Consider the following 20,881-nt stretch of genomic DNA (forward strand, 5'->3'; position numbering starts at 1 on the left):
CAACTTCGGTTTTAAAAATGGTTGTATTTTTTTAATAAACTCAATACTCTCAATATCTCTCCTACATTCACCGCAAAACTGATAGCTCCACGTCCCATGTAAGGAGGATTTCCGTCAAATAACTCGGAAATTGTTCCGATACAATTATTAGACATCTCCTCTTCATAGCCGATCAACATCCGTTCCAAAAATGAAACTCCGCTCAACCCGAATATCTTGAGATACGCCTCTGCATAAGCTCCCATCAACCATGGTCGGGCCGGACCTTGATAATAAGCATTCTCCCGTTCTGCTTCATTCCCCAAATAAGTAGGAGAATATCCATGACTTTTAGGGCTTAATGTACGGATACCTTTCGGAGTCAACAGTTCTCGGGTAACTACATCCAACGCTTTTTTCCGTTCTTTTTTATCTAATGGAGAGTAATCGAGCGAAAGAGCGAACAGCATGTTGGGACGAACACTCCAATCTGCAAAATTTCCATCGACATAATCGAACAAATACCCATAATCATTTAAAAACATATCTTTAAATGACAAAGCAAGTTTATCACCCAAAGCATTCAACCGATCCACAATAACCCTCTGTTCCGGCTTATCCGCAATCAATGAGGCTGAAAAACGTAGTATATTATACCACAATGCATTAAATTCAACTAAATAACCACTACGCGGTATAATAGGTTTTCCATAGGCTACCGCATCCATCCATGAAATAGGAACGTCATGTCCATTACTGTATAATAATCCGTTTTCATGCAAAAAAAGATTCGGATGCTTGTTTTTGATTATATAATCGACAATTTCGGTAATTAAAGTTCCGTATTTTGCCGTACAATGTTCAAGAGATGTTTCCTTGGCATATTGTTGCAATGACCATACTGCCCATAAAAGAATATCGGGATAGTCTATTCCTTGAATTACTTCACTCCGAACACCTTTCTCCATAAAGGCTTTTAACGCCCGCATCGCAGTATGCATGATAGAGTCGAATGTTTCTACATCCCCTACAGCCAATGTACATCCGGGAAGAGCGATAAACAGATCTCTAGCCCGAACACCAAACCAAGGATAACCCGCCAACAGATAATTATCTTTTTGTTTTTTCAGATAAAATTGTTGTGCAGAATTTTTCAGGCAATTAAAGAAACTGTTACGATAAGTCCGTAACTTCATTTCCCTATTATACATCATGCTCAAAGATCGAGGTTTTATCTCTCCTACTCCGGCGGAAAATATAATACTTTCGCCTTTCTTTATAGGTAATTCGAAATATCCGGGAACATACAGATCTTCTTTATAGTCATATCCTCGTTCCTGATCTTTAACATATTCAATGCCCTTATTCCAATATGGATCACTGACGAAACTAACCTCTTTATTGAACTGTAAATACAATGCTGGATACCCTTCATAAAGACAAAAGCTAACACCATTCAAAGCCTGTTCATAATGACGGTTGATCCTGTCATTCTCAATACAAAGAGCATTCGCATTTCTAAAAGCAAGAAAAGGACGGAACTGTAACGTCGTTTCAGAATGGGCATCTAACAATGTGTATTTAATCAAAATCCGGTTTTCATGCGAAATAAAAACTTTTTCCTTACTTAAAATTACACCCCCCACCCGATATACAGTTTTGGGAACTGATTCACAATCGAACTCACGGATATATTTATGTCCGTTAGGGCTGAAACAATCTCCCTGATATTTATGTAAACCTAAATTAAAAGGAGCACCGTGTTGTATCACGGTTTCATCGAATGATGATAAAAGAACATGAGAGTCATTATCCATCTCCGGAATAGGAATTACCAATAATCCGTGTTGTTTTCGAGTGTTACAATCAACAATCGTCGTACAATGATAAGCTCCCGATTTGTTTGTACGTAACATCTCTTTAGGAAGAGACTGTTCCAAGTTAATCATCAAACTTTTGTCAAACTTCAGATAACTCATATTTATTGTTAATTAAAAAAATCGGTTAACGGTCAAATCTTGTGCTTTAATACTTGATATTAGTTTTCACGAATATAAAAATTGTTATCAGAAAAGCCAAACATTTAATCGATTTATTTAGTAAAAAGACGTCTTTCTCAATAAAAATTTTCAACTTAAAAAAGAAAAAGAAATTTTCGTTGTCATTTTCTTTTTTTATTTTTATCTTTAAACAAATTTGTATTTTAAATGTGATCTATACCCGGGCTATAGCTAAAAAGCAAGATTGCAAAGTAATCACTATCATCAGCCATATTCTTTGAGAATGATCTGCATTCATATTCAGAAAAGCATACTGTAAAGCTCCATGATTGCACGCAGAAATACAATCTCCACAGTAAGAACAATTTATTCCCGGTTTGCCGGTTTTTATTTGCGCTTTCGATAATGCCCCATAACGACATCTACAGATACAAGCCCCACACAAAGTGCAAGCTTCTTTATTTATCTTGAAACGAAAAGGAGAAATATATTTTCCTAAAGATACCAAAGCAGCGACCGGACAATAGCCAGAACAGTGCACCATCATATGTCTTTTATAGGAGAGGATCATAACAAAAAAACCTGTAATACCGAATAAAACAACTATTCCGGATATCGCCACATACGATAATCCGCTCCATTTGGCAACCAAAGCCACAATAACAGTCAATACCAATATAGTATATCGTGCCGGCAGAAAAAATTTATAAGGTTTTGGGGGTAATGATAAATGTCCTGCAACCATATTATCTAATGCACCGAAATAACAAAGATGACTGCACCATGCCGGTCCTGACAACAAGATAGTAAGAATAAGTAAAAGAGGCATAAACCCAAATTCCCAACGATAAACAGCCCCTCCGATTATCATCATCGGGATAGGAAAATGCAACTCTCCGGACAAAAGAAATATAGAGTCGCACATAATCCCCAACAAAAGTTGCCCGAAAAAGGAAAAAGAGAATATCAGCCAACTATATCTTCTCCAACGAGCTCTCAAACGAATATCCTGCATTTTCCAGCATAACAAAAAAGCATAAGCCGCAGCCAATACTACTTGTAGCCAACATCCGCCCCTAAAAAACCTTTCACCTAAAAATAGACCTGGAACTTTTACTGCGACAACCGATAACAAGAATAAAGTCGATAACGCAGGAACAAATGCCGTAAATAACCGTATATGGGAAAAAGATACGGTCATGAGTTATAAAAGAGTGGATAATAGTTTGGTGAGATTGTCGATAAACATTCTTACAGAAATAGCCAATAGAATAATCCCAAAGAATTTTCGAAGTACATAAACACCTCCCTTACCCAACAACTTCTCGATAATATTGACTCGCTTTATTACAATATAAATTATTAAAATATTAAGGACCAATGCTATTATTATATCAAGCAAGCTATACAACGCCCGCAAAGAAAGCAATGTCGTAAAAGAACCTGCCCCGGCAATCAACGGAAAAACAATCGGAACTATTGTCGCAGAACCAGCAGGCCCGTCCATCTTAAAAATCTCCACGCCAAAAATCATCTCTATAGCCATTACGAAAATCACTAACGAACCGGCAATGGCAAAGGAAGATATATCTACATGAAAAAGTTGTAACATCATGTTTCCCATAAAAAGAAAAACAATAAAAGAAAATAAAGAATAAAATGCAGCCTTGCCTGCATTAATTTCATTCCCTTTTTCTTTTAAATCGATAATAATAGGAACCAGCCCCGTTATATCAATCACAGCAAATAAAACGACAAAGGCACTGATTACCTCCTGAATGTCAAAATGCAATAGATTATCCATAGGTTTAAGTTTTTACAGGAGCAAAGTTAACAAAAAAAAAATAAATCAATAGTTTCTAAACAATTGTATCGATTTTATGTTTACAAATTGAAGGTTAGATTTTTATTTATACTTTTGAATAAACAAAATATGGATTCGATGGACAGCATGTATGACGTTTTGCTGCAACTTCCGTTATTTCAGGGAGTCAGCAGAGCAAAAATTTCAGAGCTTATCGAGAAAACAAAATTTCATTTTCTCAAATATAAATCGGGAGAACAAATCGTATCAAAGGGAGAAGAGTGTACACACTTGAAATTCCTGATATCCGGATGCGTACGTTCAGAAATGGTCAACAAAAGCGGAAAGATTCGTGTTTCGGAAGTCCTTTGCGCTCCGAACGTATTGTCGCCCAATCACCTATTCGGCAGGAATACAAATTATCCATCCGATCTCTATGCTGTAGAAGAGACAGGAATCATGCAAATCGATAAGCAAACATTTATCCGCATCATGCAGGATGAATCGATTATCCTTATAAACCTGTTGAACATCATATCGAGGCGTTCCCAGAAAAGTGTCGAAACATTTCTCGCACTTTCTTCCGGAAATGTAAAAGAACGCTTGGCATTTTGGGTACTCTGCTTTACACAGCGCAAGTCGATAGACGTAAGGGTAATATGCAAACAAAAAGATTTGTACACATTTTTCGGAGTACAACGTTCTGTTTTTATGAATGCACTAAACGAATTGAAAGAAGACGGCATCATCGATTACTCGACTCGTGAGATTACTATCCTCGACCGGGAAAAACTTAAAGCCATTCTTACCACAGATGATGACGATTAAATAAAAAACTTACAAAACATAAAGAAGCCGGAATTAGTTCTTTCTACTCCGGCTTCTTTATGTTTATTTACTGTCTAAAAAATAAAAAAGGTATTGCCCGTTCTTCAAGAAGCAATACCTTTTATCTATTCAAAGAAAATATATAAAAAGCTAAAGTCAGTCGTCACTTCGTGATCCTAAAAACAAAAGAATATAATATACCAATGTAGCCAATGAACTAAGAGCCGCCACTACATATGTATATGCTGCCCATTTAAGAGCATCTTTGGCTTTATCATGTGTACTTACATTTGTTATCCCTGCTCTGTCAAGCCAAGCTAAAGCTCTTGCACTCGCATTTATTTCTACCGGAAGCGTCACAAAACTGAACAATGTAGTCAATGCGAACAAGATAATCCCGAAAAGCATAAGCTGCGGAAAACTCTGCAACAATATAATACCCGCCAACAGCACCCATTGTACCCAATGCGACGCAAAACTCACAATAGGAACTAATTTGGATCTCATATTCAAAAACGCATAAGCAGTAGCATGTTGCACGGCATGTCCGCACTCATGAGCCGCTACTGCAGCAGCAGCAACACTATTACCATGATAAACCTCATGGCTTAAATTTACCGTATGATTCTCCGGATTATAGTGATCTGTCAATTTCCCGTCAACAGAAGTAACGGTAACATTATAAATACCGTTATCATGCAACATCTTTTCGGCTATATCTTTTCCTGTCAGACCATTTGGAATAGGTACTTTAGAATAGTTTTCGAATTTGTTTTGCAATGTCTTTTGCACTCCGAAACTAATCAAAGCAAAGACAATGAAAATAACATAAATCATAAATTTCTCTTTTATTGTTTGAGACAAATATACTACAAAAAGAGGATTTCAAATGTTAAACAAAACGGGAGGTATAAATAAATAGAGTTAAAACGATTTATACTCGAACAACAAGATATCTTTTATCTTTTTCAAAAACAAACAGCAATAGATATTTTCCCACGAATAAGAATAAAGATTTATATATTTGTAAATAAATAAGATTATAAACAGATAATCATGAAAGAACGCATCAAATCATTTTCCCGACAAATATCCGGCACTATAAAAAACAATACGGCAGAGATAACAATCTCGATTCTCTGTTTTGTATCTGCATCTCTCATTCGGGAAAATGTAATTACGACAAACAAATTGTATCCTTTTGTTTTTCCTCTGTTCTTTGTCCTTTCTTATCTTTTAAATAAATGGTTTTCACAAGGGACATGGAGAATCTTATATTATATCTCGCCATTATTGGTATTTCCTTTTTTCTGTATAGATGTTTCTGATTGGGTTTTCTCCATAGAATATTCCGTTGCACTTACCATCGCAGCTCTTATGCTCCTCATCCGAAACTGGATTTCCGACAATAAATCTTTTACGTTCCAGGCAACTTGCTATTTTACCCATCTGCTTCAAGCGGCTCTCCTAAGCGGATGCGCATACTTCTTATTAATCGGCATTTATTACTCCGTCACTTACATCTTCAATATATTTCCCCAAAGCGAGTATAACGTTTCTTCCTATTTATCTATGATATGTTTCATTATAGGAATGCCCTGCCTATTTTTAACATTCAATAACCGACAAGAAACCTTATCGACTCAAGAAAAAAAATCTGCTCTGGAAATACTTACAAATTATATACTATCTCCTGCGATACTCATATACACGATCATACTATACATATATTTTACGACTATTTTCTTTTCGTGGAGCTTACCTAAAGGCGGAATTGCATATATAGTATTCGCTTTTACGCTAATTACGGTATTGGCAAAGGCCTTGCAACCATTTTTACACAAACAAATATACAACTGGTATTACAGACATTACAGTCTGATCTCTATCCCAGCCCAGCTCATGTTTTGGATAGGAGTACTATATCGGGTTCAACAATACGGATTTACGACAGCACGAGTTTATCTGGTTATCTGTGGATCTATTATGTCGATAACACTACTTTTATTCTTATCAAGCAAAACCAGCCGGTACTTATACGTTACAGCTCTGTCTATCATACTACTCGCAAGTTTCACTTATATTCCGGGAATAACAGCTAAAAACATCGGTATAGAATCCCAACAGAAGAGAGTAAGTGTTTTATCTCGGAACTTAGACCTTTTAGGAGAAAATGGAAAATTAAAAAATATATCGGAAACAAATAGCGACAGTCTGCTGTACGACCCGCAATACACACAACTATACGAAGCTTTTTTATACGTACAACACGAAAAAGGAAAAGATTTCGTACAGAAAAAATACGGTACGAATTTACTTCCTGAACCACAAGAAAGATATAAGGACTCTGCCTATGATTTCGTTTCATTGCCTCTACTCGATGGAAAAACAAAAAAAATAGATATCAGTATGTATCGATCTCTGTACCCGATAAATCTAAGTGACAGTTGCGAAGATATCAGCGTCGATACTTCCGGGAAAAAATTACTGATCAAAGACAAAAATGACGTTTTACTAAATATCAGTTTCGAGGAATTGCAAACATCGTTACTTCAAAAATCAGGACTTACAAAAAATTCCACAAAAAAGAGATTCTTACAGCAAGAAAATATACTCACAAATTACGAAACTGATTCTTTATACATATCTTTCGGACGAATAATATTCGATATGAAAACTGATCTGACAATAAGCGACCTGCAAATAGATTATATTCTCCGAAAATAGAATATAACCACTCTTAAAGCCTGTCTAAACTTTTTTCGGATAACATTTGAGAGAAATCCACATGAATAGTAAGTTTCCCTCTTAAAAGGAAACTGTACCAATAACCGACAACATCGTTACAAAGTGGAAGAAATTCCTCAAAAAATTTATTGCTCGAAAACAAAATAATTACAATATTCTCTCCAAAACCCATTCATTTATCAAAAACGAACATAAAACATTCATTTAAATATCAATTTGTCATAATAATATTTATCAATAAAACAATATGAGTATATTATTGGCATATCATTATACATCTTATTATTTTTGAAGTGTTCTATGGTTAATACAGGAAGCGTCATCCGGGAATATCAAATACAATGTAAAAGATATAACATACATCCCCCATATATCTTTCACTTGTCAAGATACCGGATCTCGCTTATTTTCCCTACAAAAGGCCATATAATTAACATTATAGGAGGCCAATGATAACCTCCGCATAGAGGCGTCTATGCCTCAAAATCCTTTCTGCATAAAAAACGCTTCCGATAAGAGATTACCGGAAGCGTTTATTTTATAAAGTATTATTTTCAGTATCAAAAGCCGAATAGCCCATGGCTATACTCAAATATTTGATCATATATTCCGCTGATCAAACCGATCACAACAATACCCAATACGCAAAGTGATATACTCAAACGAGAAGCATTATCGGAACGGAAATTCTCAACTACACATTCATCTTGTTTGATAAACATGGCCTTAACCACCAATAAATAATAGTATAATGAAATAACCGTATTAATAAGAGCTATCAATACAAGAATATAAAAACCTTGTTCGGCTGCGGCATAAAAGATAAAGAACTTGCTGAAAAAACCGGCAAAAGGAGGAATACCAGCTAATGAGAACATAGCCAGCATCATCGCAATACTTAGTTTAGGATTAGTCTTATAAAGGCCATTATAATCATCCATATTTACTTTTCCCGTCCGATTTTCAATAACCGATATCACTCCGAAAGCAGCAAGATTGGAGAAGATATAGACCAATACATAATAACTCAGCGATGTTAAGCCTAAACCTGTATTCGATATAACGCCCAACATAATATAACCGGCTTGCGAAATAGAAGAAAAAGCAAGAAATCTTTTCAGATTTTGTTGACGAATCGCAAACAAGTTACCTATTGTAATCGTGAGAATAATCAATGCATATAAAATACCCTGCCAAATACATTCGACAGAACCAAATACTTTATACAATATCATCATAAAGGTAAAAGCTGCAGCTCCCTTAGAGATAACAGACAGATAAGCAGTTACCGAAGTCGGCGCTCCTTGATAAACATCTGCCGTCCATAAATGGAAAGGAACTAAAGACAGCTTGAATCCCAATCCGGCAATAAAAAAGACTAACCCTACGATGAGCAAAGGCGACACACCGAGCATATAACTCAAATCATCAAAATAAAGAGTCCCCCCTATTCCATACAAATAAGAAATACCCAATAGCATCAAAGCAGATGAAAATACGGCAATAAATACATATTTAGCGGCGGCTTCATGAGAATCATGTTTGTATTTTTCCATAGCGACCAAAGCAGTGATAGGCAAAGAAGCTGTTTCGAGTCCGAGAAAAAACAATAAAAAGTTTCCCGAAGAAGTCATTAAATACATACCCAAAAGCGTAATAAGCGTCAACACATAATATTCTCCGCGACGAATTATCACATCTTCGTTTTTAATCCAAGACGAAGCCTGTATCAAAACGAGTAATGTTCCGATATTGAGTATGGTCTTAATTACCGATGTAGCCGGTCCCGACTGATACATGCCACCGAAAAGAGACACTTGTTCTCCCGGAACAATCGTAAATATTGTATGCGCTAATAATAAAACACAAGCTGTCGCAGAAAAGCATTTCAAGCTTTTAACCGACCCGAATGTATCATATAAAAACAGGAGTACGATAACTACCAATAATGATAGCTCATCCCGCATTCCTAAAAAATTTGAATAATCCATACTCTTTCTATTAGATATATTGTAAAATGCGTTGACTAATTACTTCCATACTATTGCTGATCATATTAGATACCCAAGAAGGAGCGATACCTAAAGCAGCAACCGAAACGATCAAAGATATTGCCGAAAGCCGTTCGAACCAAGTTGCATCGGTAAGAGACAAATGATGTTCATTCTCGACTTTACCATAAAGCAGTTTTCCTACTACTCGAAGGATATATACAGCCGTAATTACAATGGAGGTACAAGCAATGATAGTAAAGGCTCTATGGAAAGTATCCGTCCATTGGAAAGCTCCGACAAATACTGTCATTTCTGCAACAAAACCACTTAATCCCGGAAGTCCTAAAGAAGCAAAACCGGCAATTACATAACAAGTCGAAAGGAATGGCATAATTTTCATAAGACCGCCCATCTCCCGAATATCCCGAGTATGCGTACGACCGTAAATCATACCGATCAACGCAAAGAAAAGGGCCGTCATCAAACCATGAGACAACATTTGCAATACAGCTCCGGTCATAGCTGTAGTATTCCACATTAGCAATGCAAACAGCACCAAACCGCAGTGACTTACAGAAGAATACGCATTGATATATTTCAAGTCTTTTTGTACACAAGCACTAAATGCTCCGTAAACAACACTGATACCGGTTAAAATCAAAAATATCCAAGAAAGTTCTTGTGTTGCCTGAGGCATCAAGTACATCGCTACCCTAAAACATCCGTATCCTCCAAGCTTCATCAACACACCGGCATGCAACATAGAAACCGCCGTCGGAGCAGAAGCATGACCATCAGGAGACCATGTATGGAACGGGAACATCGCTCCTAACACTCCGAAACCGATAAATGTCAAAGGGAAGAAAAGATACTGGGCACTCATCGGAATCGCATTATTTTTTGCAATTTCCAATATATTCATAGTCAAATGTCCATCGGCTGAGGAATGAAAATAAATACCCAATATACCGACAAGCAATAACGCAGATCCTCCCATAAGCATCAAGGTCAGCTTCATTGCCGCATAATTCTTATTACCGCTTCCCCAAACTCCGATCAATAGGTACATCGGAATCAAAGCGATCTCATAGAACATAAACATCGTAAACAAGTTAATAGAAATGAAGAACCCGAATACTCCGATCGATAACAGTATAAGCCAAAGGAAAAATTCTTTTGGTAGAGGATCTATTTTCCAAGAAGCAAAGACCCCTGCAAAAACAATAATTGCAGAAAGCAAAATCATCGCCACCGAAACGCCATCGACACCCACCGCATAATGGATATTCAGAGGCGCATACCAGACGGTATCGGCAAGAAACAGCATCTCCGCTGTATTTCCAGCAGAACGCTCACACAAATAGAGCGCAACTAAACCTATTGCTAATAATAATTGAATGGCTGAACCCGTTACGGCTACCAATCGTATCTGTTTCATCTCTTTCGACAAGGCCAACCCGACCATCATCAAAAGAGGAATAAGCACAAATAAAGATAAAAAATTCATAGTAATTCTTTTTATAAATATCTTTCAACCATTCTTTACAAGCATATAACAGCTATAATGGCAATGATCATAGCACCTAAAATAAATACCAACGCATAAGATTGCAAACGTCCCGACTGTAACCCGCGAATATGATAGGATGTTGTCTGTGTTATCCATGCCAACATATTCATACTTCCATCAATAACATGACGGTCGAACCAAGCAATCGGAGAACAAATGCCATTGAAAATAATCTTATGGGTAATAAACTGGTAAACCTCATCAATATAGAAACGATGATATGCCCATTTATATAAACCGCTCATCGAAGCTGCCATACGGGCAGGTTTATCATTCGGATTCTTATACAACCAAGTTGCCAATGCTATCCCGACGATAGCGATAATGACACTGGTCACGGCAACCGACATTTCGATATGAATATGGTACGGCAGACCGTCACTTGTCACAAACTCTCCGAAAGGAATAAATCCTGCGACACATGTCACCAGTGCTAAAAATATCAAAGGTATGGACATAACTTTCGGAGCTTCATGAGGTGTATGCTCATGTTCAGCTTCTTTTCCCCAGAAAATGTTATAATATAAACGGAACATATAAAATGCGGTAAGACCGGCAACCACAGCCATCCATACTCCCCAGAAAGTGCTCTTTTCGAACACAGCCGCCAAGATCTCGTCTTTACTGAAGAATCCAGAGAACGGAGGAATTCCGGCAATAGCCAAACATGCGATTAGGAAAGTTATATGAGTTATCGGCATATATTTACGAAGTCCGCCCATATGAGACATTTCATTCGAATGAACGGCATGTATAATAGCTCCTGCTCCCAAGAAAAGTAAAGCCTTAAACATGGCATGAGTAAACAAATGGAACATTGATGCCATATAACCTAAACCGGCCGCCTCACTGGCAACACCTAAAGAAACCATCATAAATGCGATCTGAGAAATAGTAGAAAACGCCAAAACCCGTTTTATATCAGTCTGTACACATGCTACAACAGCAGCATATAATGCAGTAAATGCCCCGATATAGGTTATCAGATCAAGAACTTCAGGTGTCATACAATAAACCGGGAATAACCGGGCAACCAGATAAACTCCGGCAACAACCATCGTTGCGGCATGGATCAATGCAGAAACCGGAGTCGGACCTTCCATTGCATCAGGTAACCATATATGCAAAGGAAACATTGCTGATTTTCCGGCACCACCCATAAAGATAAGAGCCATTGCCCAAGATGCTATCGAGAAACCGAGGAATGTTTTACCTCCCGTAGAAGAAAGAATAGAGACACTGCCATCGGTCAAAGTTTTAAAATCGAATGTTTCGGTATAGAACGAAAGGATCAAAATACCAACCAAGAATCCGAGATCCGCAAATCGAGTTACGATAAATGCTTTCTTAGATGCAGAAACCGCTGACGCTTTTGTATAATAGAATCCGATCAGCAAGTAAGAAGAAGCACCCACCAACTCCCAGAAAATATACATTTGAAAAATATTGGTCGCCACAACCAGACCTAACATCGAAAAGCTGAATAGCGACAAGAACGCAAAATAGCGTTGAAACCCAACCTCTCCATGCATATAGCCGATACTGTATAAATGTACCATAAGAGATACTGTGGTTATCACGACCAACATCATTACAGAAATAGGATCAAGCAATATTCCCAAACTGATATGCAAATGTTCTGTAAAATGTAACCACTCGATATTGAAAGGTATCAATGTCTGATACACTCCGTCCACACGTGGTAAAGTAAAATACTGAAAAGCGACCGTATAAGCCAATGCCGTCACGATAAATAATCCGGTAGTTCCCAATAAACCGGCAGTACGGTGCGACATCTTATGCCCGCAAAGCCCTAATAACAGGAACATAAAGAGCGGTAACAAAAGTATAATCAATGAATATTCCATAATTCGTTGTTTAAAGCAATGATCAATATTTCATCTTATCCAGATTACCCACCTGAATATTCCGAATATTACGGTAAATATTTATAATAATCGCAATTGCTATTGCAGTCTCAGCAGCAGCAATTCCCACGGCAAAAAGGGTAAAGAAAAATCCTTCTAACTGCTGAGGGAAAAGATATCGGTTAAACACCACAAAATTTATATCTACCGAGTTGAGCATCAGCTCCAGCGAAATAAGTATTGCCAGCATATTTCTACGGGTAATAAAACCGTAAACTCCGGCAAAAAACATGACGGTACTCACCATCAGATAACCAATCATAGGGATTTCCATACATTTTATCTTTTTCGGGCAATCATAATGCCGCCGATTATACAAGCTAATAATAACACACTGATTACCTCAAAAGGTAATATATACTGGTACTTTTCCATCCCCATAAGAGCATGTCCGACTGTTTTCATGTCCAGCTCCGAAAAACTCTGAAAACTAGACGGTGTAAAAACTTGCGTAATCAATGCATAACCGCAAACCACTGCTCCGACGACAGATGCCAAAATTCCCCAAAATTTTTTCTTGCTGGTCAATTTCTCAGCCTTTTCTCCCAAACCGCTGGTCAATAAAATTGAGAAGACAAACAGAACGACAATCCCTCCTGCATAAATAGCAATTTGCACTGCACCGAGGAAGTGATAATCGAGCTGAAAATAGAGACCGGCAGTAGCAAACAACACAAAAAGAAGATATGTCGCTGCCCGTAAAATACGACGGGTAGTCACCGTAAGAACAGAAAATATGACAATAACCGCCGCAAGCAAATAAAAGATAACCTGATTCGCTATTTGTTCCATAATAAATTATTTGTTTTCTACAGTTGCTTCTGTAGTATGATTAAGTTGTTTTACCAATTTTTCACGGGTAAAGACAGCATGTTCAAAATCCGGAACAAACTCCAATGCATCGTGAGGACAAGTTATTACACATAATTGGCAGAAAGTACAACTACCCAAATCATACATATATTTATCTAACACTCGTTTCGTTTTTCCGTCTTCCGTTGTAATCTTAGAAGAAAGGACCTTGATAGTTCCATTCGGACAATTCATTTGACAGATACCGCAGGCAATACATTTGTTATGCCCGTTCTCATCCTCAATCAATGTCAATGTTCCCCTGAAACGATCAGCGATCTTTAAAGTCTTTCTGTTCTCAGGATATTGTTCGGTCACTTTCGGGGTTACAAATTCCTTTCCCGTTACTTTCATCCCGACCAATAAGCTCCACAAGCCTTTCCAGAAAGAAGTGATGTAATTTTTAAAACTTTCCATTTCTACGTTTTCGCAACTATATTTTTGAATCTTATTTTTCTTTTATTTGTGTGTTACTTATTCTGTGTCTTTGACTGTTCCACCCAAAATATCGAGCAATTCGGTTGTGATTCCCTGCTGACGCAATTTATTATACTCAAGTTGTAAATCCTCTAACAGATTCTTGGCATTATCACTCGCCATTTGCATTGCCATAATACGAGCCCCCTGTTCCGAAGTCCGACTCTGATAACAAGCCTCTTGCAAAGTCGAACGCACAAAAAGCGGAAGTACAAGCTCAAATATCGTAGAACGGTCAGGTTCATAAATATAAGGCGTATTCCTATGCGCTTTAGCATCAGACAAAAACTCTTCTGTACTTATCGGTAAAAGAAGACGTGTTTTCATCACCTGAGAAGCAACACTTTTATAATATGCATATACGACCTCTATCCGATCAAACTCGTGGGCAAGAAAAGCCTCCGTCAATTCATCGGAAAACCGTTTTAAGGTATCAGGAGTACTCTTAGAAGAAAGATACTCTACCGGACGTACCTGTATTCCCGGAGTTTTTGCAACTAAAGACTTGACTTTTTTCCCGATCGGATATACCGTTACCTCTATCGTGGAATCTGACGATTCACGTAATATATCTATAGAATCGATAAGAGATTTGTAAAGTTGCACATTAAATGCTCCGCAAAGCCCTTCATCAGAACCGAAAATGACAAAAGCGACCCGTTGGACGGGACGTTGTTCGGTCAACGGCGATTGATAGTCACTATCGGCCCCCAGCAAATTATTAATCGTACTCTGTATCTGATCTCTAAACGGCACGACATGCTTCAAAGCAATTTCTGCTTTCCGCAACTTTGCCGAAGAAATCATCTTCATAGCACTGGTAATCTTTTGGGAAGACTGGACAGACCCGATTCTTCCCTTCAATTCGCGCATTGTTGACATAACTTCTAAGCCTTAAATCGGTTTGCGACATCAGCAGCAACATCCTGAAGAATTTTTTCCATTTCTTCAGTCAACTTACCTGCACGAAGTTCGTCCAGAACTTCTGTCTTATATTTCGTTTTCAATATCTGCAAAAATACTTTTTCAAACTCCGCAACTTTATCCAGAGGAACATTCCGGAGTAATCCTTTCGTTCCGCAATAAATGACGGCAATTTCGTCTTCTACCCGCATCGGAGAATATTGAGGCTGAACAAGAATCATACTATTCTTACGACCTTTATCTATCACCATTTCCGTAACAGGGTCAAGATCTCCCCCGAATTTAGAGAACGATTCCAACTCCCGATATTGAGCTTGGTCGATTTTCAACGTTCCAGCCACTTTCTTCATCGCTTTCACTTGAGCATTTCCACCCACACGAGACACAGAAATACCTACATTGATAGCAGGTCTCATTCCTTGATTAAATAATCCCGTTTCAAGAAATATCTGTCCATCGGTAATCGAAATTACATTCGTAGGAATATAAGCAGAAACATCTCCGGCCTGAGTCTCGATAATAGGTAAAGCGGTCAGAGAACCTCCACCTTTTACTATCGGCTTAAGAACGGCAGGTAAATCATTCATTGTTTCTGCAACTTCATCATTCGCGATAATCTTCGCTGCACGTTCCAATAAACGAGAATGCAAATAAAATATATCACCCGGATAAGCTTCACGACCCGAAGGACGACGCAAGATCAAAGATATTTCACGATAAGCAACTGCCTGTTTCGACAAATCGTCATAAACGACTAAAGCGTGGCGGCCGCTATCCCTAAAAAACTCTCCGATAGCCGCACCCGCAAACGGTGCATAATATCTCATCGAAGCCGAATCGGATGCATTGGCAGCAAGCACAATCGTATATTCCAACGCTCCATGTTCCCGCAACGTATTTACCAAAGTCGCAACAGAAGAAGCTTTTTGTCCGATAGCTACATAAATACAATATACCGGATCACCTGCAAGGTAATTATCCCGTTGATTCAAAATAGTATCTACCGCAATCGAAGTTTTTCCGGTTTGACGGTCACCGATAATCAGCTCCCGTTGACCACGTCCGATAGGCACCATAGAATCGACAGCTTTTATACCTGTCTGCAACGGCTGATTTACCGGCTGACGGAAAATTACGCCCGGAGCTTTACGGTCAAGAGGCAACAAAACAGTTTCTCCTTCAATGGGACCGGCTCCATCAATCGGCTCACCCAACGTATTAATCACACGTCCCAACAAACCTTCTCCTACAGGTATAGAAGCGATCTCGCCCGTACGACGCACCGTCATGTTCTCTTTCACCTTATCTGCAGCACCCATCAGGATCACCCCTACGTTGCTTTCTTCAAGGTTCATCGCCACTCCGCGTACCCCATTTTCAAACTCAATCAACTCGCTGGAACGAACATTATCCAACCCGAACACATGAGCGACACCATCGCCCACTTCAAGTACAGTACCAACTTCTTCAAAATCGATTTTAGTATCGACCTCTTCAAGTTGTTGTTTTAAAATATCGGATATTTCGTTTGGTTTTATCATAATTGCTTTTTGCTGTTTAGTAATTTTAAACGCAATAATTTAAGTTCCTTATTTACGGAAGCATCTAATTGCATAGAATCGACCCTCACAATAAATCCTCCGATAATGGAAGGATCTACTTCATGAATAAATTCGACCTCTTGTCCTGCTTTCTGCAGAATAAGCGACTTGATTTTACCGATTGCCTCTTCATTCAGCTCCATTGCCGTAATAATACGAACCTGGGCTATCTGTTTCAACTCCCGATAAAGTTCCTGATACATCAGGTAAATCGACCGAATATATGCTTCACGCCGGTTATGGATTACTAAACGAACAAAACGAAGGTAGTCTTCTCCCGGAGCCACACCGACGGCAGCAGCAAGGAGACTCTCCTTATCCTTTGCAGAGAGCACCGGATTCAACAATGCTTTCTGTAACTCAGGATGCGAGACAAAGTTCTCTTCAAACTTCTTTACCTCCTCATATATCTGGTCCGTAGTTCCGCGATCCTGTGCAAATTTAAGCAAGGCCTTAGCATACCTACGTGAAATCAGCCCCTCGTCCATGTTCTTTTAGTTTTTGTTCTCAATATCATTCAGTAGTTTGTCGATCATCTCAATCTGAGTCTTATCATTCGACAACTCTTTCCGCATCAATTTTTCAGCAATTTGTAAAGCAAATGCACTGACTTCGGTACGGAACTGTTGTTCTGACTCTTTACGAGCTTGCTCGATCGACAAGGCAGCAGCGTCCATCACTTTCTTGGCCTCTACGGAAGCCACTTTTTTAGCCTCTTCAATAATCTGAGACTTCATCTGCGTCGCTTCTCGTATAATATCCATTTGCTGACGTTGAGCTTCTGCCAATAAGGACTGTGCGTTCTCGGTAGCCTTTTCTAATTGAGCTTTTGCATCTTGAGCATATTCGACACCTTTGTCGATAAGATCAGCCCGATCATCAATACTCCGAATAATATAAGGCCATGCGTATTTTGCAAGTATGGCAAAAAGAACCACAAATACAAAAAACATCCAGAACACCAGCCCGAATTCGGGCTTAAACAGTTCCATAGCTTATTATAAAAATATCGCTAACAAACAAACAATAATAGCAAACAAAGCCACACCTTCAACCAAAGCGGCAATCACGATCATGTTCGCACGAATATCGTTAGATGATTCTGGTTGACGAGCGATAGACTCCATGGCAGAAGATCCGATCTTACCAATACCCAAACCTGCACCGATTGCTGCAATACCAGCACCTATACATGCTCCGATTTTTGCTAAACCTGCACCGGCAGCTGCTTGTAATAAAATCATTCCTAACATAACGTTTTAATTTTAAAGTTATACATTAATTCTTTTTCGTAATTATTGTTTTTCTTCACCTCGTACACGTGCCAAACTGATAAATATGGTAGATAACATGGTGAAAACATAAGCTTGAATAAAACAAATAAGGAAATGCAACAGATTCATGAAAAGGGAAAAAGCAACTGATAAAACCGTCGTTCCTCCCAAAACTGCAGTTCCCATAGTCCCGAATATAAAAATAAGAGAAATCAACACCAATACAATAAGATGTCCTCCCAACATATTAGCAAACAGACGAATCATCAATGCAACCGGTTTTGTAAACACCCCGAATATCTCGATAACAGGCATTAAAGGAACCGGACATTTCATCCACATCGGCACCTCCGGCCAAAACAGATCTTTCCAATAATGTTTTGTACCGAAAAGATTCACTGCTAAAAATGTACAAACCGCCAATACAAGAGTAATTGAAATATTTCCTGATAAGTTAGCACCTCCCGGGAATATAACAATCATACCCAAGATATTGATACAAAGTATAAAGAAAAAGAGTGTAAGCAGATAAGGAGCAAAACGTCGTGCATCTGGTCCTAAAATCGGCTTTATCACATCTTTATAAATCATATCTACAACAAACTCCAACGACCCTAACCAGCGACGTGGTGCTTTATAAGGATGTTTCTTATACCACCGAGCTAACGGAAAGAATAATAAAAACATCACTAAAGCAGTTATCATGAGCGCCATTACATTTTTTGTAATAGATATATCAAAAGGCCGATATTCTTTTCCTGTAGCATCAAGCCCTACGATTTTACCTTTATAATCCCCGTCTTGAGCGATAAAATATCCATCATAAGAATTTCCACCTTCCAGACGTTTAGAATTAAAAATAGACCACTCTCCTTTATAATCACGGACAATCACCGGCAATGCCATGCGACTATGAGAGAAAGGGATTTCCCATCCGTAATTATCAAGCAAATGCTCAAAGATCGCCTCTTTGGCATTGAACGGTTCTTCCTCTTCCGATGCAGATGCCACAAAAGGCATAAACAAGAAGAGCAATAATCCCATCCAATATATTAAAATATGCTTCATTTCTTTTTCTCTTTTGCAATAGACCTGCCAGACTCTGTTTCCCCTTAACGAAGGCAAACGGCGATCCGGTTATTATTTACATCTACAAATCCTCCGTCTATATCGACAGTCTTCAATTCTCCACCAGTCTCGTATTCAATAATCCCCGGCACTAATGTCGAAAGTAAAGACGCATGACCCTCCAATACTGTAAACGACCCCAGCTCCCCGGGAAAAGTAACCTTAGTCACCTCTCCCTGAAATACGATTCCTTCTGAAGAAATAATTTCAAGATTCATAGTATCACTTATTTATTTTCCTTAGCCTCTTTCATCATCTTTTCACCCTTAGCAATAGCTTCATCAATCGTACCGACATTCATGAAAGCTTGCTCAGGATACTTATCCATCTCCCCATTCAGAATCATTTTGAATCCTCGAATTGTCTCCTCTAAAGGAACCATCACTCCGGGAATACCGGTAAATTGCTCAGCGACATGGAAAGGCTGGGACAAAAATCTCTGTGCACGACGAGCACGATTTACTACCAGCTTATCGTCATCCGACAACTCATCCACACCCATAATGGCAATAATATCTTGCAATTCATTATAATGTTGCAACAACTGTTTCACCGCCTGAGCAGTATTATAATGATCTTCACCGATAATTAGCGGATCAAGAATACGAGAAGTAGATTCCAGAGGATCTACTGCCGGATAAATTCCCAATTCGGTAATCTTACGGCTCAACACGGTAGTAGCATCCAAGAAGCTGAATGTTGTTGCCGGAGCAGGGTCTGTCAAGTCATCTGCCGGCACATATATAGCCTGTACCGAGGTTATAGAACCTGTCTTCGTCGAAGTAATACGTTCCTGCAAAACTCCCATCTCTGAAGCTAATGTCGGCTGATAACCTACGGCTGAAGGCATACGTCCCAACAATGCCGAAACTTCTGAGCCGGCTTGTGTAAAACGGAATATATTATCAATGAAGAAAAGTATTTCTTTTCCGCCTTCATTCGAATCGCGGAATTGCTCTGCAACAGTCAATCCAGACAAAGCGACACGCAAACGAGCTCCGGGAGGTTCATTCATCTGTCCGAAGACCAAAGAAGCTTGAGAACTGTTCAATTTCTCCATATCGACTTTAGACAAATCCCAGTTCCCTTTTTCCATCTCCGCCTTGAATTCGTCACCATAATTAATAACTCCCGATTCGATCATTTCACGAAGTAAATCGTTTCCTTCACGAGTACGTTCTCCGACACCGGCAAAAACAGAAAATCCATTATGACCCTTTGCTATATTATTGATCATTTCCATGATCAACACAGTTTTTCCGACACCTGCACCGCCAAACAATCCAATTTTACCTCCCTTCGAATAGGGTTCAAGCAAATCAATAACCTTTATTCCGGTATAAAGGAATTCTGTATTGATAGACAAATCCTCAAAAGCGGGAGCCGGACGATGAATCGGTTGTACGTCTTTATAATCAAGGTTCGGGAGATGATCAATCGTTTCTCCAATAACATTCATCAGACGACCTTTGATCTGAGAGCCTGTAGGCATAGCCAACGGACGTTGCAAGTCAATCACTTTCATGCCGCGTCTCAATCCGTCGGTAGTGTCCATAGCTACGCAGCGAACGGTGTTTTCTCCGATATGCTGTTCTACTTCCACAATAAGATCGGTAGAGTCTTCACGTTCGATTTTCAAAGCTGAATAAATAGGAGGCAACTCATTATCCTCCCCTTCGAACGCAACATCGACAACCGGACCGATAACCTGTGTTATATATCCAAATTTATCTCTCATAATTCATCTTTTTAACTGTTTATATATAGCGACAAA

20 protein-coding genes are annotated in these 20,881 nt (G+C 38.7%); 2 read left to right on the top strand and 18 right to left on the bottom strand.

Annotation, left to right across the window (positions count from 1 at the left end; translation table 11 throughout):
- Positions 1-11: 11 nt before the first annotated feature.
- The 3 genes from QUE35_RS06980 to QUE35_RS06990 all read right to left on the bottom strand — a co-directional run bounded on the left by QUE35_RS06980 (position 12) and on the right by QUE35_RS06990 (position 3,783).
- Complete coding sequence (locus QUE35_RS06980; RefSeq protein WP_022601200.1) at positions 12-1,958, bottom strand: glycogen debranching enzyme N-terminal domain-containing protein; 1,947 nt, start codon at positions 1,956-1,958, stop codon at positions 12-14.
- A 235-nt stretch (positions 1,959-2,193) separates the two neighbouring features.
- Positions 2,194-3,180, bottom strand: coding sequence for a 4Fe-4S binding protein (locus QUE35_RS06985; protein WP_022601201.1), 987 nt, complete (start codon positions 3,178-3,180; stop codon positions 2,194-2,196).
- 3 nt (positions 3,181-3,183) lie between these two features.
- Positions 3,184-3,783 (bottom strand): MarC family protein, encoded by a 600-nt coding sequence (locus QUE35_RS06990; protein WP_022601202.1) that lies wholly within the window; start codon positions 3,781-3,783, stop codon positions 3,184-3,186.
- A gap of 129 nt (positions 3,784-3,912) precedes the next feature.
- Here QUE35_RS06990 and QUE35_RS06995 point away from each other — a divergent pair, with 129 nt between their 5' ends.
- The gene (locus QUE35_RS06995) at positions 3,913-4,611 is read left to right on the top strand and encodes a Crp/Fnr family transcriptional regulator (RefSeq protein WP_022601203.1); all 699 of its coding nucleotides are present in this window, start codon (positions 3,913-3,915) and stop codon (positions 4,609-4,611) included.
- A gap of 156 nt (positions 4,612-4,767) precedes the next feature.
- On the opposite strand, the gene QUE35_RS07000 is transcribed toward QUE35_RS06995, so the two are convergent.
- Positions 4,768-5,448, bottom strand: coding sequence for a zinc metallopeptidase (locus QUE35_RS07000; RefSeq protein ID WP_009318555.1), 681 nt, complete (start codon positions 5,446-5,448; stop codon positions 4,768-4,770).
- Between the two features lie 219 nt (positions 5,449-5,667).
- Between QUE35_RS07000 and QUE35_RS07005 the strand changes: the two genes are divergently transcribed.
- Positions 5,668-7,338 (top strand): DUF4153 domain-containing protein, encoded by a 1,671-nt coding sequence (locus tag QUE35_RS07005; protein ID WP_022601204.1) that lies wholly within the window; start codon positions 5,668-5,670, stop codon positions 7,336-7,338.
- Between the two features lie 581 nt (positions 7,339-7,919).
- Here QUE35_RS07005 and QUE35_RS07010 read toward each other — a convergent pair.
- The 14 genes from QUE35_RS07010 to atpD are packed head-to-tail and all read right to left on the bottom strand — an operon-like array spanning position 7,920 to position 20,845.
- The gene (locus QUE35_RS07010; protein WP_022601205.1) at positions 7,920-9,350 is read right to left on the bottom strand and encodes an NADH-quinone oxidoreductase subunit N; all 1,431 of its coding nucleotides are present in this window, start codon (positions 9,348-9,350) and stop codon (positions 7,920-7,922) included.
- A gap of 10 nt (positions 9,351-9,360) precedes the next feature.
- Positions 9,361-10,860, bottom strand: coding sequence for a complex I subunit 4 family protein (locus QUE35_RS07015; protein ID WP_022601206.1), 1,500 nt, complete (start codon positions 10,858-10,860; stop codon positions 9,361-9,363).
- A 35-nt stretch (positions 10,861-10,895) separates the two neighbouring features.
- A complete protein-coding gene (nuoL, locus tag QUE35_RS07020; RefSeq protein ID WP_031258603.1) occupies positions 10,896-12,791 on the bottom strand; it encodes an NADH-quinone oxidoreductase subunit L in 1,896 nt (631 codons plus the stop codon).
- 22 nt (positions 12,792-12,813) lie between these two features.
- Positions 12,814-13,125 (bottom strand): NADH-quinone oxidoreductase subunit NuoK, encoded by a 312-nt coding sequence (gene nuoK / locus QUE35_RS07025; RefSeq protein ID WP_009318550.1) that lies wholly within the window; start codon positions 13,123-13,125, stop codon positions 12,814-12,816.
- 5 nt (positions 13,126-13,130) lie between these two features.
- Complete coding sequence (locus QUE35_RS07030) at positions 13,131-13,643, bottom strand: NADH-quinone oxidoreductase subunit J family protein (protein WP_009318549.1); 513 nt, start codon at positions 13,641-13,643, stop codon at positions 13,131-13,133.
- A gap of 6 nt (positions 13,644-13,649) precedes the next feature.
- Positions 13,650-14,120, bottom strand: a complete 471-nt coding sequence (locus QUE35_RS07035) for a NuoI/complex I 23 kDa subunit family protein (RefSeq protein ID WP_009318548.1) — start codon at positions 14,118-14,120, stop codon at positions 13,650-13,652.
- A 57-nt stretch (positions 14,121-14,177) separates the two neighbouring features.
- Positions 14,178-15,062, bottom strand: a complete 885-nt coding sequence (atpG, locus tag QUE35_RS07040) for an ATP synthase F1 subunit gamma (protein ID WP_009318547.1) — start codon at positions 15,060-15,062, stop codon at positions 14,178-14,180.
- Between the two features lie 5 nt (positions 15,063-15,067).
- On the bottom strand, positions 15,068-16,645 hold the full coding sequence (atpA, locus tag QUE35_RS07045; protein WP_022389617.1) for a F0F1 ATP synthase subunit alpha: 1,578 nt from the start codon (positions 16,643-16,645) through the stop codon (positions 15,068-15,070).
- Entirely contained in the window at positions 16,642-17,193 is a 552-nt protein-coding gene (locus tag QUE35_RS07050; protein WP_022389618.1) for a F0F1 ATP synthase subunit delta, read from the bottom strand. Before QUE35_RS07050 ends, atpA begins: the two co-directional genes overlap by 4 nt.
- Positions 17,194-17,199: 6 nt before the next feature.
- Positions 17,200-17,697 carry a F0F1 ATP synthase subunit B gene (gene atpF, locus QUE35_RS07055; protein ID WP_022601209.1) on the bottom strand — a complete coding sequence of 166 codons (498 nt, stop codon included), beginning with the start codon at positions 17,695-17,697 and terminating at the stop codon, positions 17,200-17,202.
- Positions 17,698-17,703: 6 nt separating this feature from the next.
- The gene (gene atpE / locus QUE35_RS07060; protein ID WP_009318543.1) at positions 17,704-17,958 is read right to left on the bottom strand and encodes an ATP synthase F0 subunit C; all 255 of its coding nucleotides are present in this window, start codon (positions 17,956-17,958) and stop codon (positions 17,704-17,706) included.
- Between the two features lie 42 nt (positions 17,959-18,000).
- Positions 18,001-19,047 (bottom strand): F0F1 ATP synthase subunit A, encoded by a 1,047-nt coding sequence (atpB, locus tag QUE35_RS07065; protein ID WP_081705674.1) that lies wholly within the window; start codon positions 19,045-19,047, stop codon positions 18,001-18,003.
- 44 nt (positions 19,048-19,091) lie between these two features.
- The gene (gene atpC / locus QUE35_RS07070) at positions 19,092-19,325 is read right to left on the bottom strand and encodes an ATP synthase F1 subunit epsilon (protein ID WP_022389619.1); all 234 of its coding nucleotides are present in this window, start codon (positions 19,323-19,325) and stop codon (positions 19,092-19,094) included.
- An 8-nt stretch (positions 19,326-19,333) separates the two neighbouring features.
- Entirely contained in the window at positions 19,334-20,845 is a 1,512-nt protein-coding gene (gene atpD / locus QUE35_RS07075; RefSeq protein WP_022601210.1) for a F0F1 ATP synthase subunit beta, read from the bottom strand.
- Positions 20,846-20,881: the final 36 nt, after the last annotated feature.

The organism is Coprobacter fastidiosus (genome assembly GCF_030296935.1).
Taxonomy (GTDB): Bacteria; Bacteroidota; Bacteroidia; order Bacteroidales; family Coprobacteraceae; genus Coprobacter; species Coprobacter fastidiosus.

Bases quoted from the DNA above. Each gene is read 5' to 3' on its own strand.
- atpD (WP_022601210.1), bottom strand. From the start codon at position 20,845: ATGAGAGATAAATTTGGATATATAACACAGGTTATCGGTCCGGTTGTC.
- QUE35_RS07005 (WP_022601204.1), top strand. From the start codon at position 5,668: ATGAAAGAACGCATCAAATCATTTTCCCGACAAATATCCGGCACTATA.
- atpA (WP_022389617.1), bottom strand. From the start codon at position 16,645: ATGATAAAACCAAACGAAATATCCGATATTTTAAAACAACAACTTGAA.
- atpG (WP_009318547.1), bottom strand. From the start codon at position 15,062: ATGTCAACAATGCGCGAATTGAAGGGAAGAATCGGGTCTGTCCAGTCT.
- QUE35_RS07035 (WP_009318548.1), bottom strand. From the start codon at position 14,120: ATGGAAAGTTTTAAAAATTACATCACTTCTTTCTGGAAAGGCTTGTGG.
- QUE35_RS06995 (WP_022601203.1), top strand. From the start codon at position 3,913: ATGGATTCGATGGACAGCATGTATGACGTTTTGCTGCAACTTCCGTTA.
- QUE35_RS07015 (WP_022601206.1), bottom strand. From the start codon at position 10,860: ATGAATTTTTTATCTTTATTTGTGCTTATTCCTCTTTTGATGATGGTC.
- QUE35_RS07010 (WP_022601205.1), bottom strand. From the start codon at position 9,350: ATGGATTATTCAAATTTTTTAGGAATGCGGGATGAGCTATCATTATTG.
- QUE35_RS06985 (WP_022601201.1), bottom strand. From the start codon at position 3,180: ATGACCGTATCTTTTTCCCATATACGGTTATTTACGGCATTTGTTCCT.
- QUE35_RS06980 (WP_022601200.1), bottom strand. From the start codon at position 1,958: ATGAGTTATCTGAAGTTTGACAAAAGTTTGATGATTAACTTGGAACAG.
- QUE35_RS06990 (WP_022601202.1), bottom strand. From the start codon at position 3,783: ATGGATAATCTATTGCATTTTGACATTCAGGAGGTAATCAGTGCCTTT.
- QUE35_RS07050 (WP_022389618.1), bottom strand. From the start codon at position 17,193: ATGGACGAGGGGCTGATTTCACGTAGGTATGCTAAGGCCTTGCTTAAA.
- nuoL (WP_031258603.1), bottom strand. From the start codon at position 12,791: ATGGAATATTCATTGATTATACTTTTGTTACCGCTCTTTATGTTCCTG.
- atpB (WP_081705674.1), bottom strand. From the start codon at position 19,047: ATGAAGCATATTTTAATATATTGGATGGGATTATTGCTCTTCTTGTTT.
- atpC (WP_022389619.1), bottom strand. From the start codon at position 19,325: ATGAATCTTGAAATTATTTCTTCAGAAGGAATCGTATTTCAGGGAGAG.
- atpE (WP_009318543.1), bottom strand. From the start codon at position 17,958: ATGTTAGGAATGATTTTATTACAAGCAGCTGCCGGTGCAGGTTTAGCA.
- QUE35_RS07000 (WP_009318555.1), bottom strand. From the start codon at position 5,448: ATGATTTATGTTATTTTCATTGTCTTTGCTTTGATTAGTTTCGGAGTG.
- nuoK (WP_009318550.1), bottom strand. From the start codon at position 13,125: ATGGAAATCCCTATGATTGGTTATCTGATGGTGAGTACCGTCATGTTT.
- atpF (WP_022601209.1), bottom strand. From the start codon at position 17,697: ATGGAACTGTTTAAGCCCGAATTCGGGCTGGTGTTCTGGATGTTTTTT.
- QUE35_RS07030 (WP_009318549.1), bottom strand. From the start codon at position 13,643: ATGGAACAAATAGCGAATCAGGTTATCTTTTATTTGCTTGCGGCGGTT.